This is a genomic window from Peptoniphilus sp. (genome assembly GCF_050943655.1).
Lineage (GTDB): Bacteria > Bacillota > Clostridia > Tissierellales > Peptoniphilaceae > Peptoniphilus_A.
In genome coordinates, this window is record NZ_JBMNPQ010000021.1 from 1 (window position 1) to 22,594 (window position 22,594).

At 35.2% G+C, this 22,594-nt stretch carries 5 protein-coding genes and 1 pseudogene; all 6 read right to left on the reverse strand.

Going from position 1 to position 22,594, the window contains the following annotated elements; all coding sequences use genetic code 11:
* Positions 1 to 753, reverse strand: a 753-nt coding sequence (locus tag ACOX6R_RS03520; protein WP_433447289.1) for a prealbumin-like fold domain-containing protein, incomplete at its 3' end; no start/stop codon positions are given.
* A 1,187-nt stretch (positions 754 to 1,940) separates the two neighbouring features.
* Positions 1,941 to 4,082, reverse strand: a complete 2,142-nt coding sequence (locus tag ACOX6R_RS03525; protein WP_433447291.1) for a pilin N-terminal domain-containing protein — start codon at positions 4,080 to 4,082, stop codon at positions 1,941 to 1,943.
* Between the two features lie 176 nt (positions 4,083 to 4,258).
* Positions 4,259 to 11,806, reverse strand: coding sequence for a SpaA isopeptide-forming pilin-related protein (locus ACOX6R_RS03530; RefSeq protein WP_433447293.1), 7,548 nt, complete (start codon positions 11,804 to 11,806; stop codon positions 4,259 to 4,261).
* A pseudogene (locus ACOX6R_RS03535) lies at positions 11,786 to 11,878 on the reverse strand (SpaA isopeptide-forming pilin-related protein); the annotation flags it as partial. The gene ACOX6R_RS03530 and the pseudogene ACOX6R_RS03535, both read right to left, overlap by 21 nt.
* A 66-nt stretch (positions 11,879 to 11,944) precedes the next feature.
* Entirely contained in the window at positions 11,945 to 22,120 is a 10,176-nt protein-coding gene (locus ACOX6R_RS03540) for a SpaA isopeptide-forming pilin-related protein (RefSeq protein WP_433447297.1), read from the reverse strand.
* A partial coding sequence (locus ACOX6R_RS03545; protein ID WP_433447295.1) for a hypothetical protein occupies positions 22,113 to 22,594 on the reverse strand: 482 nt, incomplete at its 5' end. The genes ACOX6R_RS03540 and ACOX6R_RS03545, both read right to left, overlap by 8 nt.

Sequence of the window (22,594 nt, forward strand, 5' to 3'; positions counted from 1 at the left end):
AAAGTTCGTAACCTTGTTCACAATCTCGTAACCATCGGGCGCCTTAATTTCCTTAAAATAATACTCGCCCTCTGGCAGGTTCTTAATAACAATCTCGCCCTTCTCATTTGTCACAAGGAGCACATCGCTCTTGCCATTTTCATCATAAGAATTTTTATCAAGAGGAACTCTCACATCACCACCTAAAGTCTTCCTATAAAGCTCAAAGACAGCCTTGGGAAGAGCCTTACCATCAGTGGATAATTTCTTTAAAATCGTAGTATCAGGAGGAGTGTTCGGTGGCGGAGTATTTGGAGTGTCATAAATTAATTTTGGGTATACCACATTCTTATTATCATCAAGTGGAAGCATAATAAAAAATGGGCTGACATGTTTCTTATCACCATCGCGCAACACCTCACGCACGTAGTAAGTTCCCTCTTTCAAATTCTTTAAGAAAATCTGACCCTTATCATCTGAGGGGTCAGTGACAAAATTATCAGAAAATAAATTATCCAATTCTTCAAGAGATAATTTATCAAAATTAAAAATATTATCAGAAGCCTCATCGCTATCCATCTTTTTGTCGGATACACGCCAAAGCTTAAGCCTTCTACCACGAATATCGAATCCCGAGCTTTCGATTTTGCCCAGGTCAATCGTGATAGAGTAACTAGCTATTGCAAATACCGGCACAATAGATAGCGTTAAAATTGCAAATATAACGGAGTATAAAAGCAAGTTTTTAAAATTAAATTTTTGAATAAATCTCATATCTATCCTCCGGTATGTCATAAGACATTAACATTTTGGTTTGGTTGGGTGGGGCAGATGATTTCGTCATCCCGTTTTTTTTACGTCATCTTGAGCGAGCACGCAGTGCGGAATCGTCGTGTACCCGTCCACACCCGTCATCCCGTTTTTTTTTACGTCATTCTGAGCGAGCACGCAGTGCGAGTCGAAGAATCTGCAAAGTCATCCTGCGAGACCTTATCGTCTTAACAAGAAAACCTCACGGGGAAGAATAATCCAAAACACTTTCTCCTCAAAACGACAACACATCGCTCCCTCTACCCTACAGATCCTTCGGCTCACTTTGTACGCTCAGGATGACGTTGGAAGTGGTTTTATCCTGACATCAGAACGAAATTGTCTACACTCTCTGTTGCCCCCACTCGTCATCTTGAGCGTAGTCGGAGCAACGCGACGACGAAGTCGAAAGATCTGCAAAGTCATCTTGCGATGCCTCTACATTTGCCACCGTCCCATACTCGTCATCTTGAGCGGAGTCGGAGCAACGCGACGACGAAGTCGAAAGATCTTCACCTTTAGGAGAAACAGCCTAAGCGTCTTAACATGAAAACCTCAAGAACTGAAATCTCACAAAGTAACCTACGGCACAATCAAAGTCCATACTCTCAACAGCCCCCACACTCCGTCATCCCGAGCGTAGTCGAGGGATCTGCAAAGCCATCCTGCGAGACCTTCCCATTTACCACCGTCTCCCACTCGTCATCTTGAGCGGAGTCGGAGCAACGCGACGACGAAGTCGAGGGATCTGCGCCTTCTGGAGAAACAGCCTATACGTCTTAACAAGAAAACCTCAAGAACTGAAATCTCACAAAAAAACCTACGGCACAGTAACAGTTCTAACTCCCAACAGCCCCCACACTCCGTCATCCCGAGCGCAGTCGAGGGATCTGCACCTTTAGAAGAAACAGCATATGCGTCTTAACAAGAAAACCTCACGGAGAAACCCCAAAAAGTATCCCCTCAAAACGACAGCACATCGCTCCCTTCACCCTACAGATCCTTCGGCTCACTTCGTTCGCTCAGGATGACGAATGAAGGGGTATTCGCTCAGGATGACGTTAGGGTCGGAATCAAAACGACCATCATCCTTCACACCATTATAACCCCAAACCAAACCATCAAACAAAAATTATAAAAAAATTACAAAATTAATCGTTAGCTTCTCTTCTCTTCATAGCAACAACAGCACCAACCATTAGACCAATACCAACAACTGCGAAGATTACAGTACCGATACCACCAGTTTGTGGGATTGTTAATTTTTTATTGACTACTTTTTGGGCATTATCAGCTATATCTTCACTGTCGTATCCAAAGTCAATATCTTTAACGTTTTGTTCTCCTTCATCACTAATTGTGAATGAAAATTCTAAATCATTCTTTCCTGGATCTGCATATTCATCACTTGGAGCTTTAACTTCGACTAAAGTATATGTTCCTGGAGCTAAACCAGATATTTCAAATTGACCTAATTCATTAGAAGTTAGCTTAATATTATTTTCATCAGTCTTTGATGTTCCTTCCCATTTAGTCATATTTTGTAATGTTGCATTCCAAGCATCATCTCTCGCTTTTTCTAATTTAGCTATATTAGCTTTAAGGGCATCTGTTTGTTGATCTGCTGGTAATGCATTATATTTCTTTATTGCATCTACATATGCTTTTTGCGCTGCATTATATGCTGTACGATCGGCTTCTTTTCCTGTTAAGAATTTACCATCTTCATTTTTAATAACAAATTCTGCACCTTGAAGTCTTTCATTCTTAGCATTTGTCTTTACAAATTTTGCACCATATGTTACGACTCCCGGTTCTTGTGGATTCAATGAATCAGGGTTGTTTGAAATATGGTTTATTACTTTAATAGTACCGTCATCTTGTTTAATATATTCAGCATCGGAACCTGTTGTTGAACTAATTTCTATTGCTTTATATTGTTTGTTCTTGTCCAAATAATTCCATGTATGACTTGCACCATCAGTTGCATTATAGCCTAATTCTACAGTTCCCTTGAAAGCAGCTTTATATTCATCAAAAGCAGCTTTATCTTGTTCTGTAGTACCGGTATAAACCAAGTCATTTGCAGTTACATCTTTTCCTGTTTGAGCATCAACAAGTTTGAATGTTGCTTTCTCTCCTTCTGCCCATTTTCCATCGTCCCAAGTTTTTGTAACTTTTAAATTTCCATTAGAATCTGGTTTTGTTGGATATGGAGTATTAGCTTGTGATGGGTTATTACCAAAATGGAACATTACATCATTTCGCTCTTGAACTTTTACAACAGCTTTATCATTTAAAGTAGCTGAATATTTTACACGAAGTCTAGTCTCTGTTGCTTGACCATTAACCTCTTTAAGACCTTCATCGGTTAATACTAATGTGAAACCATTGCCATCTTTTGTTAAGGTATAAGCATTTGTTGATAATGGAGTTTCAGCGTCTTTTGCACCTTTATATATTTTTAAAGATGTTTCATTAAATGTAAGACCTTCAGTCATTTGGTCAGTCCATTTAACAGTTTTATAATTTACATTTGCTGGAATTAATGTTTCAATTTCATATTCAATAACATCTCCAACATTATGTTTATCTACAATATCATTTGTTACTTCTTCTCTATCTTGATTTGCATTTGCTTTGCCTTTAAAGTCCTTATCTACTTTTGGAGCTTCAACAGTGTTCTTTGGATATACATGAAGTGGATTTGTTCCATTATCAAAGAATGTTCCATCTTCCATTGCAATTGGAAGATCTAGTCCAAATGGAACTGCTTTTGCACCAGTAATTGTACCACCATCTACGTTAGAAGATTTATCTTCTATAAACCAATAATATCCGTCTACTAAATCTTTAACTTCTGCTCCACCTTTAGCTGATGTCACAGTACCAGTAGCATCACCCTTAAGAAGTTCTTTTACTTTTTCTTCAGTTGCATATGTCTCTTTTGCATCATTTAATGTTTTGTATTGATCTGCTGTGACTTTCCAATATAAGAATTTAACTCCAGCTAGTTCTTCTGATTCTTTGCCAAAGAACCCAGCTGTGTTTTCAATTTTTTTACCAGTATATTCATTTCCATCTCTACCTATTGTTCCAGGAAATCCTGTGAATTTTTCGTTATCACCTTCGTAAGTTTCTGATTTTTCTATTCTTCCAAAAGTATCAATCTTCATTTTATGAATTACAACTGTTGTTTTATGCTCTGTTTCAGCTGCAAATACTGGCATCAATGTGCCAATTATCATCATTACTGCCAAGAGCAATGATAATGCTTTTTTGAAATTTTTCATAATTTTCTCCTTATTTTTTAATAATTTCTAACTAAAGTATTCTTTAGTTTTATTTTAGATAGTTTGTTTTTAATCACAAACCATCAAACGAACTTTTTATAAATCCGCCCAATTTGGGGAGCAGAGCCTTCGCCCCGCTCTCCTAGGTTGGGTGCCTAGGTTTTTGGGGAGTGAAACTATTCATCATCACTCACCCTCTTTCTTCTGTATCCAACAAAAGCAACTGCCATGGCAGTTAAACCAATCACAGTAAATAGCAAAGTACCTAACCCACCAGTAGATGGGAAAAGTCCCTTTTCATTTACAATTTGAAGGATTCCTAATGTTTGATTTATATTTGTGCCAGTACTATTTTCATCGGAATAAATAAGAACTTCTTTGCCTTCATTGTTCCAAGTAATAGTTCTGCTATCAAAACTTATTCCTATCTTATACTCTTTATCAGTCTTCCTGTATCCCACTGGAGCTTTAGTCTCTGTCATTGTGTAGATACCTGATGGCCAATCTGAAGGTACATCTATTTGGATTCCTGTTTTGTGAACCTCAGCATTTGATGCTTTTTCCAAGTCTACTTCTATAAGGATATAAGATTTATCTTCTGCAACTTCCTTAATTCTGTAATAGCTATTTTCAGGAGTTTTTTCTTGTGAAGCTACAGTGTCAGGGAATTTCTTGTCACTTGGAGCTTGAAGTTTAAGTTCAAGTGTGCCTGCATTTATTAACTCTTCTGTTAATTTGCCATCTTCTTCTTTTTGCCAAATCTTTTGTAGCTTGAAGTCCATTGGGTGCTTCTTATCGTTTATGATAATAAGGTCGTTTTCTGTAATACCTGTGATTATTCCATCAGCTGTTACTACAAAACTTGATACAAAATCTTTTGGAAGTTCGTATCCATCAGGAGCTTTTGTCTCCCAAACTTGATATTCACCTTGAGGTAGTCCTTCCCAAGAGAATTTACCATCTTCGCCTGATGTTCTTTTGCTATCTGTGACATAAACGAAATCTCCCTGATCGTTTTTGACTCTAAGTTCAAATTCTGCCCCTGGAAGTACACCATCGACATTTTCAGCTCCCATAGGAAGATTTGGTTTTACAGGTGCCTTGTTTGGTCCTTCAGGTATCTCGTCTGTAGGTTTATCTTCCGGAACTTCTCCAACAATCTTGCCCATCATCTTAGTGTATTCAATTTTATTCTTTTCGTTGAATACTTTTAATCCAAAGTTTCCATCGCTTGATGTTTCATTTGAATATGGGTCGTTGAAAGTTGCACTAGTTGCAACTATATTTCTATATTGCCAACCATACTCATAATCATAATATCTACCAACATTTAAATGTTGTCTAAACCAAAGTCTTTCTGAGTTTCTTGTGTTGTCAAAGTGACCATCTATTACAACTACATAGGAATCTCCGTCTGCCATATCAGATCCAAAGTTCACATACCATCTATTGTTATCTATATAGACTCTATTATTTTTATTATATGCACTATTTGGATTATACGGATTATATGAATATCCATACACATAACTTAAATTATCAGAATCTATTGCCTTGTCTGGATCAGTCTTTGAATAAATTCCAAAAGACTTAGGCATTGAATCATCTACGTCTACTCCAGGTTTTGCCTTATATACGGAAACTCTATCCTCATTACTAATTTGGATCAATGGATTATTTCCGCCATTTCTATAATCGTGACCGAAGTCAAGTTTAGACCTATCTAACCCATAGCCATATCTATTGACATAGATTATTGTTCTGTAGGTTCCTGTCGTCCAATCGACTTCAACAAGCCTATTGATAGAGTTTGCTGGTAGAAAACCCGTATATCCATTGTAGGTTTCTGGTGTGTAATACACGTCAAGCGTGTAATTATTTGTTTGACCGTTTAACTTTGTATAAACACCTATTCTTGCATTGTCCTTAACTATATTTTCTTCTATAAAGTAACTTATAGTTGAACTTGCAGTCTCTGGGTATTGATTTGCTACATAATCTGTAAAGGTATACTTTAGAGCATTGTGTCCGTTTTTGTCGTAATCTTTTACAAATTCACCTTTTGCCAATAAACCAACAGGCCCTGCTAAGTTAAGGTCGTAGGAATGTTTCGGTGGATATATTCCCCAAGTATTGATGTTATTAGATAGTTCTACAAAGAAGTAGTCTCCCGGTTTAATATTTTCTTCTTCAGTTGCTCCCTTATCAAATCTATATTTGCTAGTTAAGTTAAATGCTTCTGAATCATTTGGTTTAACAAGTTTTGGATATAAGGAGTCTCCATATTCATCTGACACATGAAGTTCTGGAGTTCCGTCATAGTGAACCATACTAGTTACATTTTTTCCTTCGACGTTTTCTGGAACCTTGTAGTTTCCTCCTATTATGATTCGTTTTGGAGTTTTGTCTACTTTGTATCCCGGAGGTGCAGAAATTTCTGTAACTTCGTATATTCCGTTTGGAAGGTTCTCTATGTTTATTTCTCCATTTCCATCTGTTAAGAAATCTTTACTATATCCGTTTGAACTTGCTACATGGAACTTAACTCCTGATAAAGATCCACCGTTTTCTACGTCCTTCTTTGTGATTTTTAGGTTAGCTTTTCCAACATCCTCTGGGAAGTTTCTAATTTGGATTGGATCTTCTCCAACATCTTCATAGGCATCAGTCTTGTAGGCAATTACTTGGATTGTATTGTTATCTGTCTTTAGATAAGTCAAATACCATTCATCTTGTTTGTCCCCGAGATTTAATTTCACGTAGTAATTTCTTGTATCGTCTTTTACAGTGAAATTTCCTCTAGGATTATTTTCCAATGATTGAAGTACACTTCCATCTCCTTGATCTGCATAAAGATCTACTTTATAATTTGGAACTTCTTCTGATTTTGGTAAAAATTCTAACTTATAGTTTACTTCCTTAGTTGGTCCAACTTTAGCAAGTTGCGACTGTTCTTCTACCTTCTTTATTCTTGTGTAGCTTGCCTTACCATCTTTAACTGCTACAATGAAATCAACCAACATCTTGTTATATCCATCAATTTGTTTTGTCTCAGTAAGCTTATATCTTCCGTCTTCAAGGTCAGTAAATGCAATGTCACCATTTTTATCTGTAGTTTTAATAACAGCTTCTTCGCCTTCTAACGGTTCATTGTTCTCGTTAACTTTAATTAATGAGAACTCAACTCCTTCAAGTGATTCGCCGTTAAGACCATCTTCCTTGTGAAGAGCAATCTTGCCTTTTGGTTTTGCTGCGTTTTTTACTTGGAATTGGTTGTTTTCTCCACTTGTTTCTACTAGAACTGAATCATCAGGTACTGTAATTAGGCTCTTTGTTTGAGTAATTGTTGGGAAATATTCATTTTCTATTGTCGTATTTTCGTAATTAAATGACTTTATAGGGCTAAGAGTCCTGCTTTCACCATCAAAAGTATTATTTTTTAGGCTAATTTCAAACTTATAATAACCATAGTCGTAGTAACGTCCATTATTATCCTGGTATTTATAATTATGGTATGGATAGAAGTATTCATATACTCCAGTTATTTCACTTCCATCTCTTTTTACAGTGAAGTCATTAGTATTAAACTGAATATTTATTACGTCTTCCCAATTACTATTATTAGCTAATTTTGTGTAATAAACATAAAGGTAATATTTTCCATTTTCTTCTGCTATTCCATTATAGAAATCAACTACTAAAGATCCATCACCAGCCCATATTCTTCTTGCATACGTTGGGTTATTGAGAGTGTCATTTACTACAGTTTCTTGACTACCTTTAACAACTTCTTTTACAATTGTTTTTCCCGTATCATCTACAGAAATATACCAAGTTTTATCTGAAGGTTCATAACCATTTGGTGCTTGTATTTCTTTTAGCGTGTAGTCTCCTGGCATTAAATCTTTAAATGAAACTATTCCGTTACTGTCAGAAATCATTTCAATAGGTTTAAAGCCTTCAAGATTTGAAGTTAGTTCAAACTTAGCTCCTACCAGTTTTTTGCTTCCATCTTCATTTGTTTTTAAGATTTCGAAGCTACCTGTAGGTGCTTTTTTATTTCTTACATTTAAGTTTGTAGGCTCGTCAGATTTAGTTATTGTGACAGTAAGTGAGTTTTCATCTTGACTTACTGAACTTGCTGAACAAGTGTATCCTTGAGGTAATCCTTCAACTGATTCTACTTTCACAGGCTTTGCTACATTATCTATAGTTTGAACGAGTGATGAATTCTTATCAAAGGTTAATGTTTGTCTTTTTTCATTAGCATCTATTACACTTACTTTTACTGCACTATTTAATGGTTTTAGTCCATTCCAATTTAGGTTAACCATAAACTGTGATTTTAAACTTGATGGAATTATAAATGTTAAGCCATCTGTCGAAGTTTCACTAGTTACCTTGCCAAGTACAATTTTCTCATTTCCTTCAATACTTTCGCCTTCGAGGTAGTATTTGTAAGGAACCTTATTTGCATCAGTCTTGTCAACTGAATAAGTTACGCTATTGTTTATTGGAATACTTTGTCCAATATACTTAACAAAATCTGTATCCTCGATTCCATTAAGGCTTCTCTTCAAAGCAAACTTAATAGTGCCTTGGGTTTCGCTCGTATCGCTGTGTCTACTTTCAATAGTTATATTCATCTTTTCAATTGGATCAGATAAAGTGACTGTTGGTGAAGGAATATTGTAATCTTGTGCATCTGCATTTGGTTTAAATGCTATAGAGTTTATTAGATTATATTCTCCTGCAGTAATACCGTCTTTTGCTTGAACTTTAAAACTCATGTGTGCAGTTTCACCAGCATTGAGAGTCAGCTCACCTTCGTTAAGGTCAATAGTATTAGTGTTATCATTATGAGATTTGTGCCATTTACTATTTGTTATTACTTCCCCATGAACATTTTTCTTATAAGTTTCTGTTGAACTTCCAACAAATGTAAAATTATTATTAAAACTTACATTAAATATAGCGTTACGGATATCTGGTATTGAAGTAATAAGTTGCGGTAAATTATAGCTATTGCTATCATTGCTTCCAGCAACAGTAACACTATTTTTTAACATTTTATAAAGTCTTTCTACTTCAGACTTATTAGGACCAAGTGAGAAATTGTAAACAGCTAACTTATTTATATTTTGATTGTCTAATACATTTGAAATATAACTGTTAATTATATCAGTTTGGAATTGGTCGCTATTGGTTGCATTTACAATATAGGCATTTCCTGAAACTTCAGCTTTATTTAAAATTTCTTTTGCATTATAAAATGCAAGTTCTAATCCACCATAAGTTGATCCGTTTGATAGCTTAGTTAGATTATTTATCGCTTGTTTAGCAGTAGCAATATCTGTTAATCCACTGGTTTCTTTATTAGCTACAGCTCCTCCATTAGGAGCTGTTTTGTAATAGTATGAAATTACAGCTGCTTTTGTATTGGTATTTTCATAATTTCCTATCCAGTCACTCAAAGCTTTCTTATAGGCGGAGAATTCTTCATCAGATAAAAAGCTTACAATTGGTACTATTACAACAATGTTATTGTTGCTTCCACTTTCATTATCTTTTCCTGCTTTAATATCAAGATCAATTTGATATTGACCGTTAACATTTTTCCCATTTAAGTCCACTATCGGTGTAACTTTTGAAGAAATTGTTGTCTTTCCAAAGTTTGGTTCTGTTGGCGATAGTGTTCCACCTATTGTTGATTTGAATTTTTCATCAAACGTTCCTGTTCCTGCTGCACTAAATAGTTTTAGGTTAGATAGGCTTTCTCCTATGTTAAACGATGGTTTCATAGCTTTAAGTTTGTTAGATACGTTTGAACTGAATAATCTTGCGTTGTCAGCTATTCCTTTGACTTCATCAATAGTAGTTACACCATTTTCATCGACTATTACTGTCCAAGTCTTATCTGAATTTATATATCCATTAGGAGCTTTTGTCTCTTTGAGTTCATAAGTTCCTGGATCAAGGTCTTCAAATGATACTTTTCCTAGTGAGTCTGATGACTTTACTATATCCTCTCCTTTTGGATTTGTTGGACTTAGTGTAAATTCCGCTCCAGGTAATGATGCAAACTCATTTTCATCAGTCTTTGTGATTTCTAATCTACCTTTTTTATTGATGTGAATGTCATTTGTTACATCAAATACTGGTGGTGTATAGTCTTCGTCAGCATGACCAGATGCGTTGCTTATACTTGTTTGTATAGCATTTGATTCTCTAACTAGTGGTGTGGCATTGGCATTTTCCAGTTCAATGTATTGAGCCAACATTACTGGTGGATATTCGCCATTATCATTTTTATTTGGATATACCATTTCGCTATCAACTTTTATTAGATATACATTCTCTCCAATGTCTTCTTTAGGTTTTATCTCAACTGCATTTACAAGTTCTCCATTTTCAGTCTTTCCTTCATATGTCAAATCATATTTATCTGACCTTACTAGTTCCAGTTCATCAGGATTAAATACTGCTGTATCTTGTACTTTTGTTCCTTCTTTTAATTTATAAAGAGATACTTTAGTTTTTGTAGCATCAATATTGTTTGCCATATTGAAGAACCTGTCATCAACTGCTGGGTAAACTCTTATAGTTGAATCACCTGTAATATTTTGCGCTTTAGGATTTATATAACCTATTTGAGTGTACTTGCCATTTTGGTCATTGGTATACAAATAATTCGTATTGATACTTAAAGTTTTACTATCATTTGTAACATGAGGCATGTAAGCTATTTCAATATCTTTAGATACAGCCTTACTACCAAGGCTTGCTTTGAAAGTATATGTTCCACTCTTTGAAGCAATATTTGTATTTACTGAGTGGCTCCATTTTAGATTCATGGAAATATTTTTCTTGCCTCTTACGGCATCGGTAAAGATAAAGTAAATATCCTTTCCTGTTCCCTTGTCCATGTTGAAGTTTGGCCCAAATGCCCAACGTGCAATAACTGTTCCGTCTGCATCAGTTATATTGTTATAGTTTGGTTTGTCAGGTTGTAGCATATTGTAATGTAGAGTATCGGACTCGTTAATTATGAAATAATCTCCAGGGTTTGCACTGTCAATGGACATTTTCATCTTAACTGTGATGTTGTTTTCTCCAGTATCCATTTCAAGTCGACCATTTCCAGGAATGCCATCTATGGCAGTATCATTAAAATCTATATTACTATTAGTTGTATCTAGTGTAACTTTACTTGTTACATTTGCTCCCTCGTTTTCTCCTGGGTTTGGAGCTATTTGTCCAACAGCGTTTACAAAGGTCTTTCCATCACTTGCTACATAAACAGACCAGATTTCGTTTGTCTTTTGATATCCATCAGGTGCCTTAGTTTCTGAAAGTCTATAGTTCCCAGGTTCTAATCCTAGGAATACCACTTTTCCACTTGCATCTGATGTTACTTTCTTAACTACTTCTCCAGCATCATTTGTCAGTGTAAACTCTGCTCCTTGAAGTGGCTTGCCATTGTTATCTTTTTTGTTAATTGCAAGGCTACCTTTGCCCGTCTCAATAGACTCATTTTGTACTGAGTAGAACTTTTCTCCATCTAGGACTAAGTTACCATCTGCATCAGCCTTTAGATATTTAAAGTTTTTAGGGTCACTTTCTACATTTCCGTTTGATTTAAGTTCACTATATTTAATTGATAGGTCGTTTTCACCTTCTTCTTTATAAACCTGAATTAGGATTGCCTTTATGCCATCCGGCATTTTATATCCGTCCGGCACTTTTGTTTCTTCAAGTCTATATAGTCCTTCTTTTAAATCTTGAACTTCGAACTTTCCATCGTAGCCGTATAAGTTTACAGTAGATTTTACTTTTTCTTCTTCTGTTAATTCTTTATTAACTTAATCGTGATCCTCTACATCGATAGCATTATCAGAAAGCTTATACATGCTAAACTCTGCTCCTTGAAGTGTTCCTCCAAGTACTGAGTCAACTTTCTTCCATCTGAAACCTATGCCCTTTATCTCGTTGATTAACTTATTTTCACTTTCACTAAGGGTGAAGTTGCTCTTTTCCTCATACTTATTAGGCACATAAGTGTTAATGTAATACTCATTTTCATAAGCTTCATAGTATGCAGCTTCATATTCTTTGTCATAAACTACCTTTAAGCTAGTTTCGTCTTTTATAACTTTTATAATCCATCTTGTCTGAGCGCTTTGATCTATTGATGCCGGTGGATTAATTTCTTTAAGTTCGTAGACTCCTGAACTCAAATCATTAAAAGTTACTGAACCATCTTGATATGATCTTGCTTCACTATAGTAACCATATTCGCTACTTGTATTATTGGACTCGTCATAATTTATGAGTTCTCCGTTACTTCCTGCTTCGGTTTTTACTTTCTTTAGGCTAAATCTAATGTTATTTAGTGGTGCTTCATGGAAATCTTGACCACGCCCTACTTTTTTAAATCTAAATCCAGTCTTCTTGTAGTTTACTATTATGATGTTGCCGTCTTTATCTTTTCTTACAGAGTGATTTACTTCGTTTTCTCCTGAATTAGTTTTTATTTTTACAGGAGTAAAATTATTAAAATCAGTGGCTGTAGTTTCCTCGTCATTGGAAGCAAATAGGTTTTTAATTCCAGCTTTAAGTTTATTTAATGCTCCAGAATTCTCATCAGTTGCACCTGGTTCACCATTTATATCTGGATTAATGACTTCAGGTTCATCACCTTCTAATTTTATTGATAAGTTTCCTTCTTCATCAGCAACTACGTTGAAATACCATGGCGCTGGCTTTTCGTAGATTGTTGAGTTAGTTTCAGTAAGTCTGTATCTTCCTTCTTTCAAACCTTCAAACACGAATTTTGCCTGACCAGTTTGTTCTTTTACTTGATGGTATCCACCAGGCACTACATTGCCGTCTTGATCTACTTCTACAAGATCAAATGTAGATGTTAAAACTGGTTCTCCTTTTGAATTATATTTTGTAAATTCAAATTTTGTTAGGTTATCTTCATTCTTAATAGCTTTAAGCGTTTCTGTATCTTCTGAAACCTTATTTGTAGATACCAGTTTCTTTAAATCTTCGCTTGAGTAAGATAAAATCTTTTGAGATATCTTTCCGTCTGCACTTTCAATAAATTGAATGACGATGTATCCGTCTATCTTCTTGTAACCCGGTGCCTGTTTAGTTTCTTCAAGTACATAGGTTCCTGCAGATATATCTGTAAAGTTTACTCCGTTTACTACAGTTGATGTTGAATATCTGATGTATTCTGGAATATAGATTGGATTTCCCTTTTCATCAACTTTTCCAGAATCTATTGGTTTGCCTCCTTCACCAAGTTTTGGTTGAACTTCAATTTTTCCATTTAGAGGGCTTCCATCTTCACCTGCTTTTATTTTTGTAAGCTTAAATTCTGCACCTTCAATAGCCTTTCCTTCTGAGCTTACCTTATTAAATTGTAATTCTCCATTTTCTCTGTGGTTTGTTACATGAGCGTCATCTATAGTTTGATATGGTGCATCTGGTCTTGCTGGATGCGAACGTCCATCGTCTGCTACAAGCTGGATATTTCTAACAAAGTCAGCATAGACATTTGGATCTGTTGTACTTCCGTCTTTGTTTTCGTAGTCAAGACCATAGACTGTCTTTCCTATATAATTTGCCTTATCAGCATCTGATATTCCGCTATTCCAATCATCTTCACTCTTAAAGGTATGCTTAAATTGGAAGTCTATAAACATATAGTTTGAATCGCCAGGTTCTTTCTTTGGATCTACACTTACTTTGAAATACCATTTTTCAGGCAATAGTTTATATCCTTCTGGAGCTTGTGATTCCCACATTTCATAAATACCAGGAGTAAGTTCTCTAAAGTAGTTATCTCCTGCAAGTCCTGTAGCTTCTGTCCATCCATCGAAGGCATCGTCAGAATATTTCGGTTTGTTACCATTTACTGCTTCACCGTTTATCAGCTTCCTTGCCTTAAATTGTGAACCAGTAAGCACTGTGTCATCGTCGTTTACCTTGGTAATTCTAAGTGGAATTCTAAATCCGTTTTCATTTTTGTTAAAGATTTTTAGAAGATTACCATTTGAAATATCTATATTGGCTGTGCCATTATCAAAATTAACATTGTAGTAAGATACTTCCGCCTCTCCCCAATCTGAATAATATGGAGCGTTTCTTGTATAAACTACCCTATATTCAATAGATTTTCCATTTCCGTCTACTAAGCCAAGTCCCTCGAAAGTCACTTTGCCTTCAAAAGGTGCATTCTCTTCAATTATTTCCGTTATATTGTTGTTGTTATCTCCTAGACCCAAAGTCTTCCAAACATCTCCCACTTTCATTTGAAGTCTTAAGGTTCCCGGACTTCCAGTTTCAGGTATGCCTCCTGGATAATTGTTGTAAGTGAAGTTTACATTTATAGTTCCTTCACCATTTGGTTTTATAGCTGAATTGTTTTCATTAGCTTGTTCTCTATATAGATCCAAAGCATTTGATATGTTTTGTGTTGATCCATTTGCACTTAAAGTCATTCCATCATGGATACGGCGATGTTGGTTGGCTGGTACATCCCACGCAAGCACTGCTTTATATTTTATTTCTAAGTGCTCTCCATTTTCTAGAGTGAATTTACTTGTGGTTAGTGTATTACCACTATAAGTTCCACCTACAGTATCCGTTTCTGCATTTCCACTATATTTTTTGATTTCAAAATTACTATTAAGTGGTGAGACTTGAGTGGTAAAGCCTATAGTAAATATTGCATCTTTTACCTTTGATGTTAGAGTGGTAGTTTTTCCTGAGAAGTACTTAGGATTTGCAATAAATTCGTTCAAAGGTCCCTTTTGTACATATGGGGCTTGTCCTGCTCCAGCATCCTTATAAGCATAATCTGCATAGTAGAAGTAGTACTTACTCTTTCCGCCAGATGAGTTCACAAAATTGTTAAATGCATTTTGATAATCATAAACTCTTTTTTGATTAACACTTCCAATAAACTGTCTAAGGTCTGTGTGGAATGTTAGAGTGTCGTATCCTTTATCTTGAAGAGTCTTCATATTGTCTATGATGTCGTAGCTATCTTTTGGAGGTAGAGGTTTCTTGTTTTCTAAATAGAATTTTGCAAAGTTTATTGCAACCTCTGAGTCATAAGTTTTGCCCTTTGTATCCTTGTCAATACTTGTTAAGAAGTTTTCCAATTTATCTTTAACAAAATTAGAGCCGTCTGCTACTCCACCTTTATAAGTCGTATCAACTTTTGCAAGGTAGTTCTTGATATATTCTGCCCATCCATTAACCTTGGTTGTATTAGTTCGTCCATCGTACCAAGATTCATAATATGGATATGGTAATGCATCGTTTGAAAGTTTTTCCAAACTATAAGTTCCCTTGTAGTTACTTCCTCCGCCCCAATATTCTATAAATGATATATCTATATCTGTGTCTGTAGCTTGTCTTTTATTATTTAAATCATTTAAGAATTTGTTGATGTTATCGTCTTGACTTACACCTTGAACTTGACCTTCTCTATATCCTCTCGATCTATCTACCAAAAGAATCATGTGCATGCTCTTCTTTTCAGTCTTTTCTTCTGATGTGGTCTTAGGATAAATCTTTACTGTGACATCTCTTGTTCCTTCTTTTGTGTTGATAGGCGCGCCGTCTACAAAGATATCTGCAAGTGTATTATCATCTGCTGTACTTGCATATCTTGCATACATTTGAGTCATTGGAGTAATTAACTCTCCTGTAGAAGTTGTAAGTTTTGTTGTAAATAATTCATTGTAATTAATTACAGATTCTACCTTAGCAGGAGCATCATTTGAATTTCCTATAGAGAAGTTTGGATCGTTTTTATCCCTACTCTTTATTACTTGTCCATCTGTCCTTACTTGGATATACCAAGGGTTAGGATCTTTTTCGTAGCCTGCTGGGCCTCTGTACTCTTCTAAAACATACTTGCCAGGTTTTAATTGGTCAAAGGTGATAATACCTTGATCATCTGGAAGTGTACTCGGATCTATTGGATTTCCATCTAAGTCAGTTAGAGGCTTTCCTGGTGTTACTTTTTGAATATATTCTTCGTAACCCTCTGCATTTTTAATTTTTTCAAAATTATCATCTGCAAAGTATAGTCTAAAGTATGCACGTCTAAGTCCAACTTCTGCACCATTATCAGCTGGCCACATTGATGCACCGGTTTTTTTGATTGTGAACTTGCCAGGGTTTTCAGTTTTTGAGAAGTTGATAACTCCTGCAAAAGTATTTCCATCTTTCATATAAGAGTTTACGCCAGGGTCTCTTACTATAACCTTCATTGTTCCTTCGTTGGCTAGAGTCTCTGCTACTACTCTTAATACAATCGGATTTGCCTTTTGATATCCATCTGGTGGTATTCTTTCTTCTAATATATAGTAACCGTTAAACTTAAGTCCCTTGATGTGGAATACTCCATTTTCATCTGATGTTATATCTGAAGCAAAAGGAGTGGTATCATTATTATCATTAGGATCTGCGTCTACTTTTGCTCCATAAAAGTCAGATTTGTATAAATCAAATGTAACTTTGCTACCATCTTTATTTATAAGTTTTCCTGTATCTATAGGTATATACTTCTTGCTTGGATCGCTCGCTGGATTATTTTCATCATAGGATGGATTTAAAATGTATTTTTGGAATTCTACATCTACAGTCCTTTGAGTATTTATAATGTTTACTAATTGTTTTTCAGTGTTTTCATTTACTTTGATGATTTCTGAAGGTTTTACTTCTTCTAAGATATCAGTCGGCCCATTTACTTGTGCCTCTGTCTTTAATTTGTAAAGTTTATATTTAAGTGATACATAACCTTCTGCATCTTTTTCTTCATACACCACAAGTCTCCAGCCGAAAAACCTTTCATTTTCATCTTCTAGGTCTTTTGGAAGTTGGAATCCTCTTGGTGCTACAAGTTCTTCAAGCACATATTCACCTACAGGAAGATTTTCAAACTTGATTAATCCACTTTTTGTTTCGTCAACTTTTCCGTCTTGTCCAATTTCCACTTTAGAAGATTTTGTTTCATCGTATGGATCGTCGCCAACTATCTTTGTTGAGTAAAGTCTAAATTTTGCTCCACCAAGTCCTACTATTTTTCCTGTATCGTCTGGACCAGTTTTTCTAAATTCAAATTCAGTCATTCGAGGTTTATTGACTATTACTGTAAGATCTTTTCCAGCTACATTTTCTTTAGTCAATTCTGTTTCTCTCAAGAAATGAGCTTCAAATTTCTCTCCGTTACCTGGATCTATAACTTGAATTAACTCGTTGTCTGCCTTTTTATATCCGTATGGAACTTTAGTTTCTTCAAGTAAATAATATCCTACTTGTAATTGTTTAAAAGTGAACACTCCGTCCTTACTCTTGTAAGTTCTTTGGTAGACGAATCTTCCGTCGTCGGTTTTTAGTGGAGTCTGGTCATTTAATGCATTTATTCTTGTAAGTGTAAACTCTGCATCGTTAACTATGGCATGTTCATTCTTCTTTAAGAAGGAAAGTTCTCCAAGGTTTGTAGACTCGTTCTTAACACTCACTGTCATTGCAGTATTGCCTGATGAATCTTTTGTTAAGTTTACTAGTTCTTTTCCGTCGGAACCTTTTGGAACATCGATAAGTTCTACACTTGTCTTGTATCCGTCGTTTACATGAATAGCTCTTTCAGTATCAAATAGTTTATAGAATGGATATCTACCGTCATCTGCGTTTATTTCTTCTCGATATACTCTCAATCTAAATGCTTGTATCTGATCGTATCCATCAGGTGTTGTTGTCTCTTCAACTTTATAGGTTCCTTCTTTTAGATATAGAGGCCCAGTTTGTGAGTTCCATTCTACAACTTCACCTGTTGATATATTTGTTAAGCTAAATTCTGCTCCTTCAAGTCTTTGTCCCTCTGCATTTATTTTGTCCATGCTGATAGGTTCTGTTACAGAACCTGTGATTAGCTCTTGTAGTCTTTGATTGTGACTGTAGAACACAAGTCTTACTGAATTTGCCTTTGAATCATTCCAGTCAGAGTTTGTGTCGTAAGATGCTAAAACTCTGTCGAGTACCTTATTTGCGTATTTAACTTGTTCGTCTCTTACAAATGGTCCATATCCCAATGGCTTTTCGTTCTCAGATAGTCTTCTGATACCTAGAGAATCAACGTTGTTATCTTTTTCACCATCGAAGTACTTTGTCGGTTTATTTGTTAGAGGGTCTAGTCCTCCTGTTAGGGTATGATCTTTTGTCCATGTTTCATTGTTAAGTCCGTTAGTCCCTTCAATAGATATATAATCTTCATATGGCATTACTTGATCGGTGAAGTAGTGGATGACTTTTTGTCTCATTCCAGATTCGATAAATCTGTGCATTACTTCGCCATTATGAGTTTTAGAATATTCCTTCTTTTCTTCATTAGAATAGAAGTAAATTCTCTTCATAAGGTCAACCATTGCATCTGATTTAGATTGTCCTTCTTTAGTATTGTATTTTCCACCAGGATTTAACTGGTCAGGTAATCTACTTCCGGGAGTTAGCTGACTAATCAAGTAAGCTCCATCTGGATTTACATGTCTATCAAGTTCAACTCCATTGATATTAGTTGAAAGAGTAGGATCCTTTAGTCCAAAGTTAAAACATTCAACCATTTCAAAGGTCTTGTTGATACGCATGATAGAATATGGATTTTCAAAGTATGCAAGATAAGCATTGTTATAAACACTTGGATCTATACTTTGGGTAAATAGACTTATATTTCCACCTTGCATCTTTGGATTTGCTACATTATTAATGATGTCTGCAATATCAGCATATTTTGAATTTAATGTGGCATCAAATTTGTAACTTGTATCTGTACGAGCCCTTTGTGTTGCATATTTATAGGAAACAATTGTACCCGGTTTAAATGAACCGTTGCTCATTTTAGCTTCTATTGCACTTGGAGTTTTCTTATATCCTCCATCTATTTGAGGTACAAAGTAAACTTTATCTCTATTTGTAACAGCAGGATCAAGTATAGCTTTTTGTAAGTTTGGATCTTCACTCTCGCCGATTCTTAAAAGATCAAGCGCATACCAATCAACTGCTATATCTGTGTTTTTCTTTGCTACTATTGTTCTAGTATTGTCGTAGTAGAAATTCTCGTTGACATTAGGATCATTTAAGGTTGGAAATTCTGCCACAAACATATCTTCTACTAAGTTAAATGGTGTGTTTGCAAATTGCTCCGCTTGTGAAGCCCCTATTATAAATTTGAATATTGTAGGTAGTTTATTATATTGGTCTAAAAATTCTGTGTATAACTTGTACACAAAGTTTGTGTCGGGATTTATTCTAAGTCCTAATGAATATTTGCTGTGGTATTCATTGTCATTAAGTGGAGCCTTTACTCTGATGTATAATTTATTTCCTAGATTTCCCTTTGGAATACTTATAATAGAGTTCATTAGCTCTGGACCGTTAAAAGTACTATTTCCACTTTTAATATATCCTTGTCCTAAATTACCTTCACTATCATCTACTGTATAGGAGAAATTTTGAAGTCCTTGGTTTCTTGAACCAAATAATGTGATATACAAGTAATTAAAATCTTGATCTTTTAATACACTTGTATCAATATCAATATCCCACCATACTGAAAGCTTTGTATTTTGATCAGGTAGTGTCGGTCCACTTACATATTGTTTGCCATATTGGTCTCTTAAGGTCTGATGACTGTTGTAGTTTAATCTTATTGGATAAGACGTTTGTTCAACTCCCAAAACTTTTTGTCTTAATACTGCACTTGGGTCAGCTGCTTTAACTAGTATTTCTTTTTCTACTATATTATTGTCGTCTTGCTTTATTTCTTCTTGTGGTATTCTTGTTTTGACATCTACTAGTATTGATGTTTCTGAAGTTTTTGTTTCTGCACTTTCTGTTTTTTCTGTTTCTTTTGCTGTTAGTGAGACGGCTTTTCCTTCGTTATTTGTTGCTTCATTTGCATCTTCTGCTGTTTTTGCAACTTCTGAAACTTCTGCTTCGTCTCCCGCCTCTTTAACAACTTCTCCACCAGCTCCAACTTCTGTTTTTTCTATAAAGAATACGTATTTGTAACCTGCTTCTAATGTTTTAGAAAGTTCTAATGGTTTTAATATTTCAAATGCGCTTAATTTTTCTGGAAGTTCTTCAAGGGGCATTTCTTCGTAGTCTTTAAATTCTTCCAAGTCTTCGTTTATTCTGTAGATTGGATCAGTTAGTGTGATATCCTCTTCGTCCACTCCATTTGTTTTTACTACTCTTGATATTTTTATGTTTTCGTTTTCTGTCTTGTCCGCATTTAAGAAATTAAGTGCAAGTTCTTTTGTATCAGAAAGTCTCTTGGCATCTACTGTCACTGTATAAATTGATTTGTTATCGTCAATTTTTAGTCCAAATGTTGAGATGTCGAGGTTGCCATTGTCTTCTAGTGCAGTTATTTCTGTGTCGTCACTTACAAGTGTGATTGGAAGATAATAGTCGTCGTAACCTTCTTTTTCCACTGTGATGTGAGTTTGTACTGGTTCTTGTAGAGTTTGCACTTCTTCTAATGAAGGTGTTTCGCTATCAAGTACGATATTTTCTACTGCACTGTTTTCGATTCCGCTAAGTTCTTTAATTTTGTCAAATACATTCTCAGATTTTTCTTCTTCTAGTTTTGCTTTCTTTTCTAGTTTTCTTTCTAGCTCGTCTTTTGCAAATTTGTAGTCCAATGTGTCGATTTCGATTTCGCCATCTGTTTGGATTTCTTTTCCATTTACTAGACGAAGATTTCCGTTTTCGTCTTTTAAAAGTAGCTCGATGTTATCAAGGTTTGGCTCTTCACTTATTTTGTAAGTGAGTCTATCTATATTTAGAAGCATCATTGAATTATTTTTCATTCTTAGTGCTCTAAATAATTCCATTGGCCTTAGGTCAAGTCCTGCATCTTCTACTTTTAAGTCGATTTTAAGTTCGTCAAAGCCTTCTATATTAATTTTTATTATTGCTTCTTTTGGCTCGATATTATTTTTTTCGATGTACTTATTTATTTTTTTAACTAGACGAGGTGATTCGTCCTTTAAAAATTCAGGGTCCAAAAGTTTGTTAAAATAATCTGTTGGCACTGCGTCGCCAGTTTTTGGCGTAACTTTTATTTCTTCTGAGTTTTGAAGGTCCTCTTCTGTGTAGAGTTTTCCTTCGCCGTCCACTGTTTTTGTCAAAATTTCTATTCCGCTAAGGTCGATTTTATCTCCCGCTTTGTAGTCAGTTTTTGGCTCTTTAAATATTATAGCTTCCCCAGGGTTTAGATTATCCAGTGCTGCTTTTTGTTCTTCTGTTAAGTCAGTTTCTTCGCCCTCGATGTTTAGTTCGATATTAAGCGCCTTTGCATCTGGAATATCGATTGTTATTTTTTTAAGTTCAGATTTTGTTTCTTCTGTTACTTCTTTTCCGTCAACTGCTGGTGAAATATTTGCAGAAAGGTCTCTGTAGTTATATCTGTGTGGAATATTGTTAAAGTCTAGTGTGATTATTTCTAATTCACTAAGGTCAATGCGTTCTCCAATTTTGTAATCTGTTACAGGACTTCTTAAAATTCTGCTCTCGCCAGGTTTTAAACCATCAGTTAGCTTTAGAAGTTCTGGATCAACGCTAACGCCCGTAAGCTCTTCTTCATCTTGAGCTTCGTTTTCTTTAGGTTGATCTGCTGGCGTTACGTTTTCTACAGGTGCATTTGTGTTTTTGTTTTCTGTAATTTCTTCTTTCTTTTGCACCTTGTCATTTTCTTCTATTATTGTCTTTGATGATTTTAATGGTTCTTCTTTTGCTTCACTTTTTACTTCTTCCTTTGGAGCATTCGCTGTCTCATCAAGAAGGCTCTTAGGTGATGTGTTATCTCCCGATAAAAGACTCTCGGCTTTTACGTTATCTGTTCCTTCTGCTGCGTTCTTTATGGCAAATACTGGTTCAATGAATACTTGAAGCATCATTAAAATTGCCAATAACAGAGTCATCACTCTTTTGAATTTTTCATCCATTAATTTCACCCTCCTTCTCCTTTTTTGTCTCTTTAACTGAATTTATGAATTTGTTCAAATCCTCGGTATCTTTTGGATTTTTGCAGTAATAGCTGATTTTTCCTTTTTCTACTAATATTAACTTGTCATTAATTTGTACAATCATAAAATCGCCCTTATCCACTTTCACATCCACTGTGCTCTTATCATCGTCTAGCTTCCATTTTCCCTTTTTGTCGTCCAGTTTAATTTTTCCTCTTTTTTCTATAGTTAGATTTGGTTCTTTTGCACTTTCTACTATAGTAATAGGTTTTTCTTTTGTCTCCTCAGCAAATTTATACCAGCCGCCATAAATGTTTTCGATATTATCCTCATTTAGTTCCACGACTGTCGGCTTATCTTTTTCTAAATCTGCTCCAACTTTTGATAAAATTTCTTCTTTATATTTAGAAGACTTTTTGTCTCGACTAAAATACATCTTTTTATCGCCGTTAA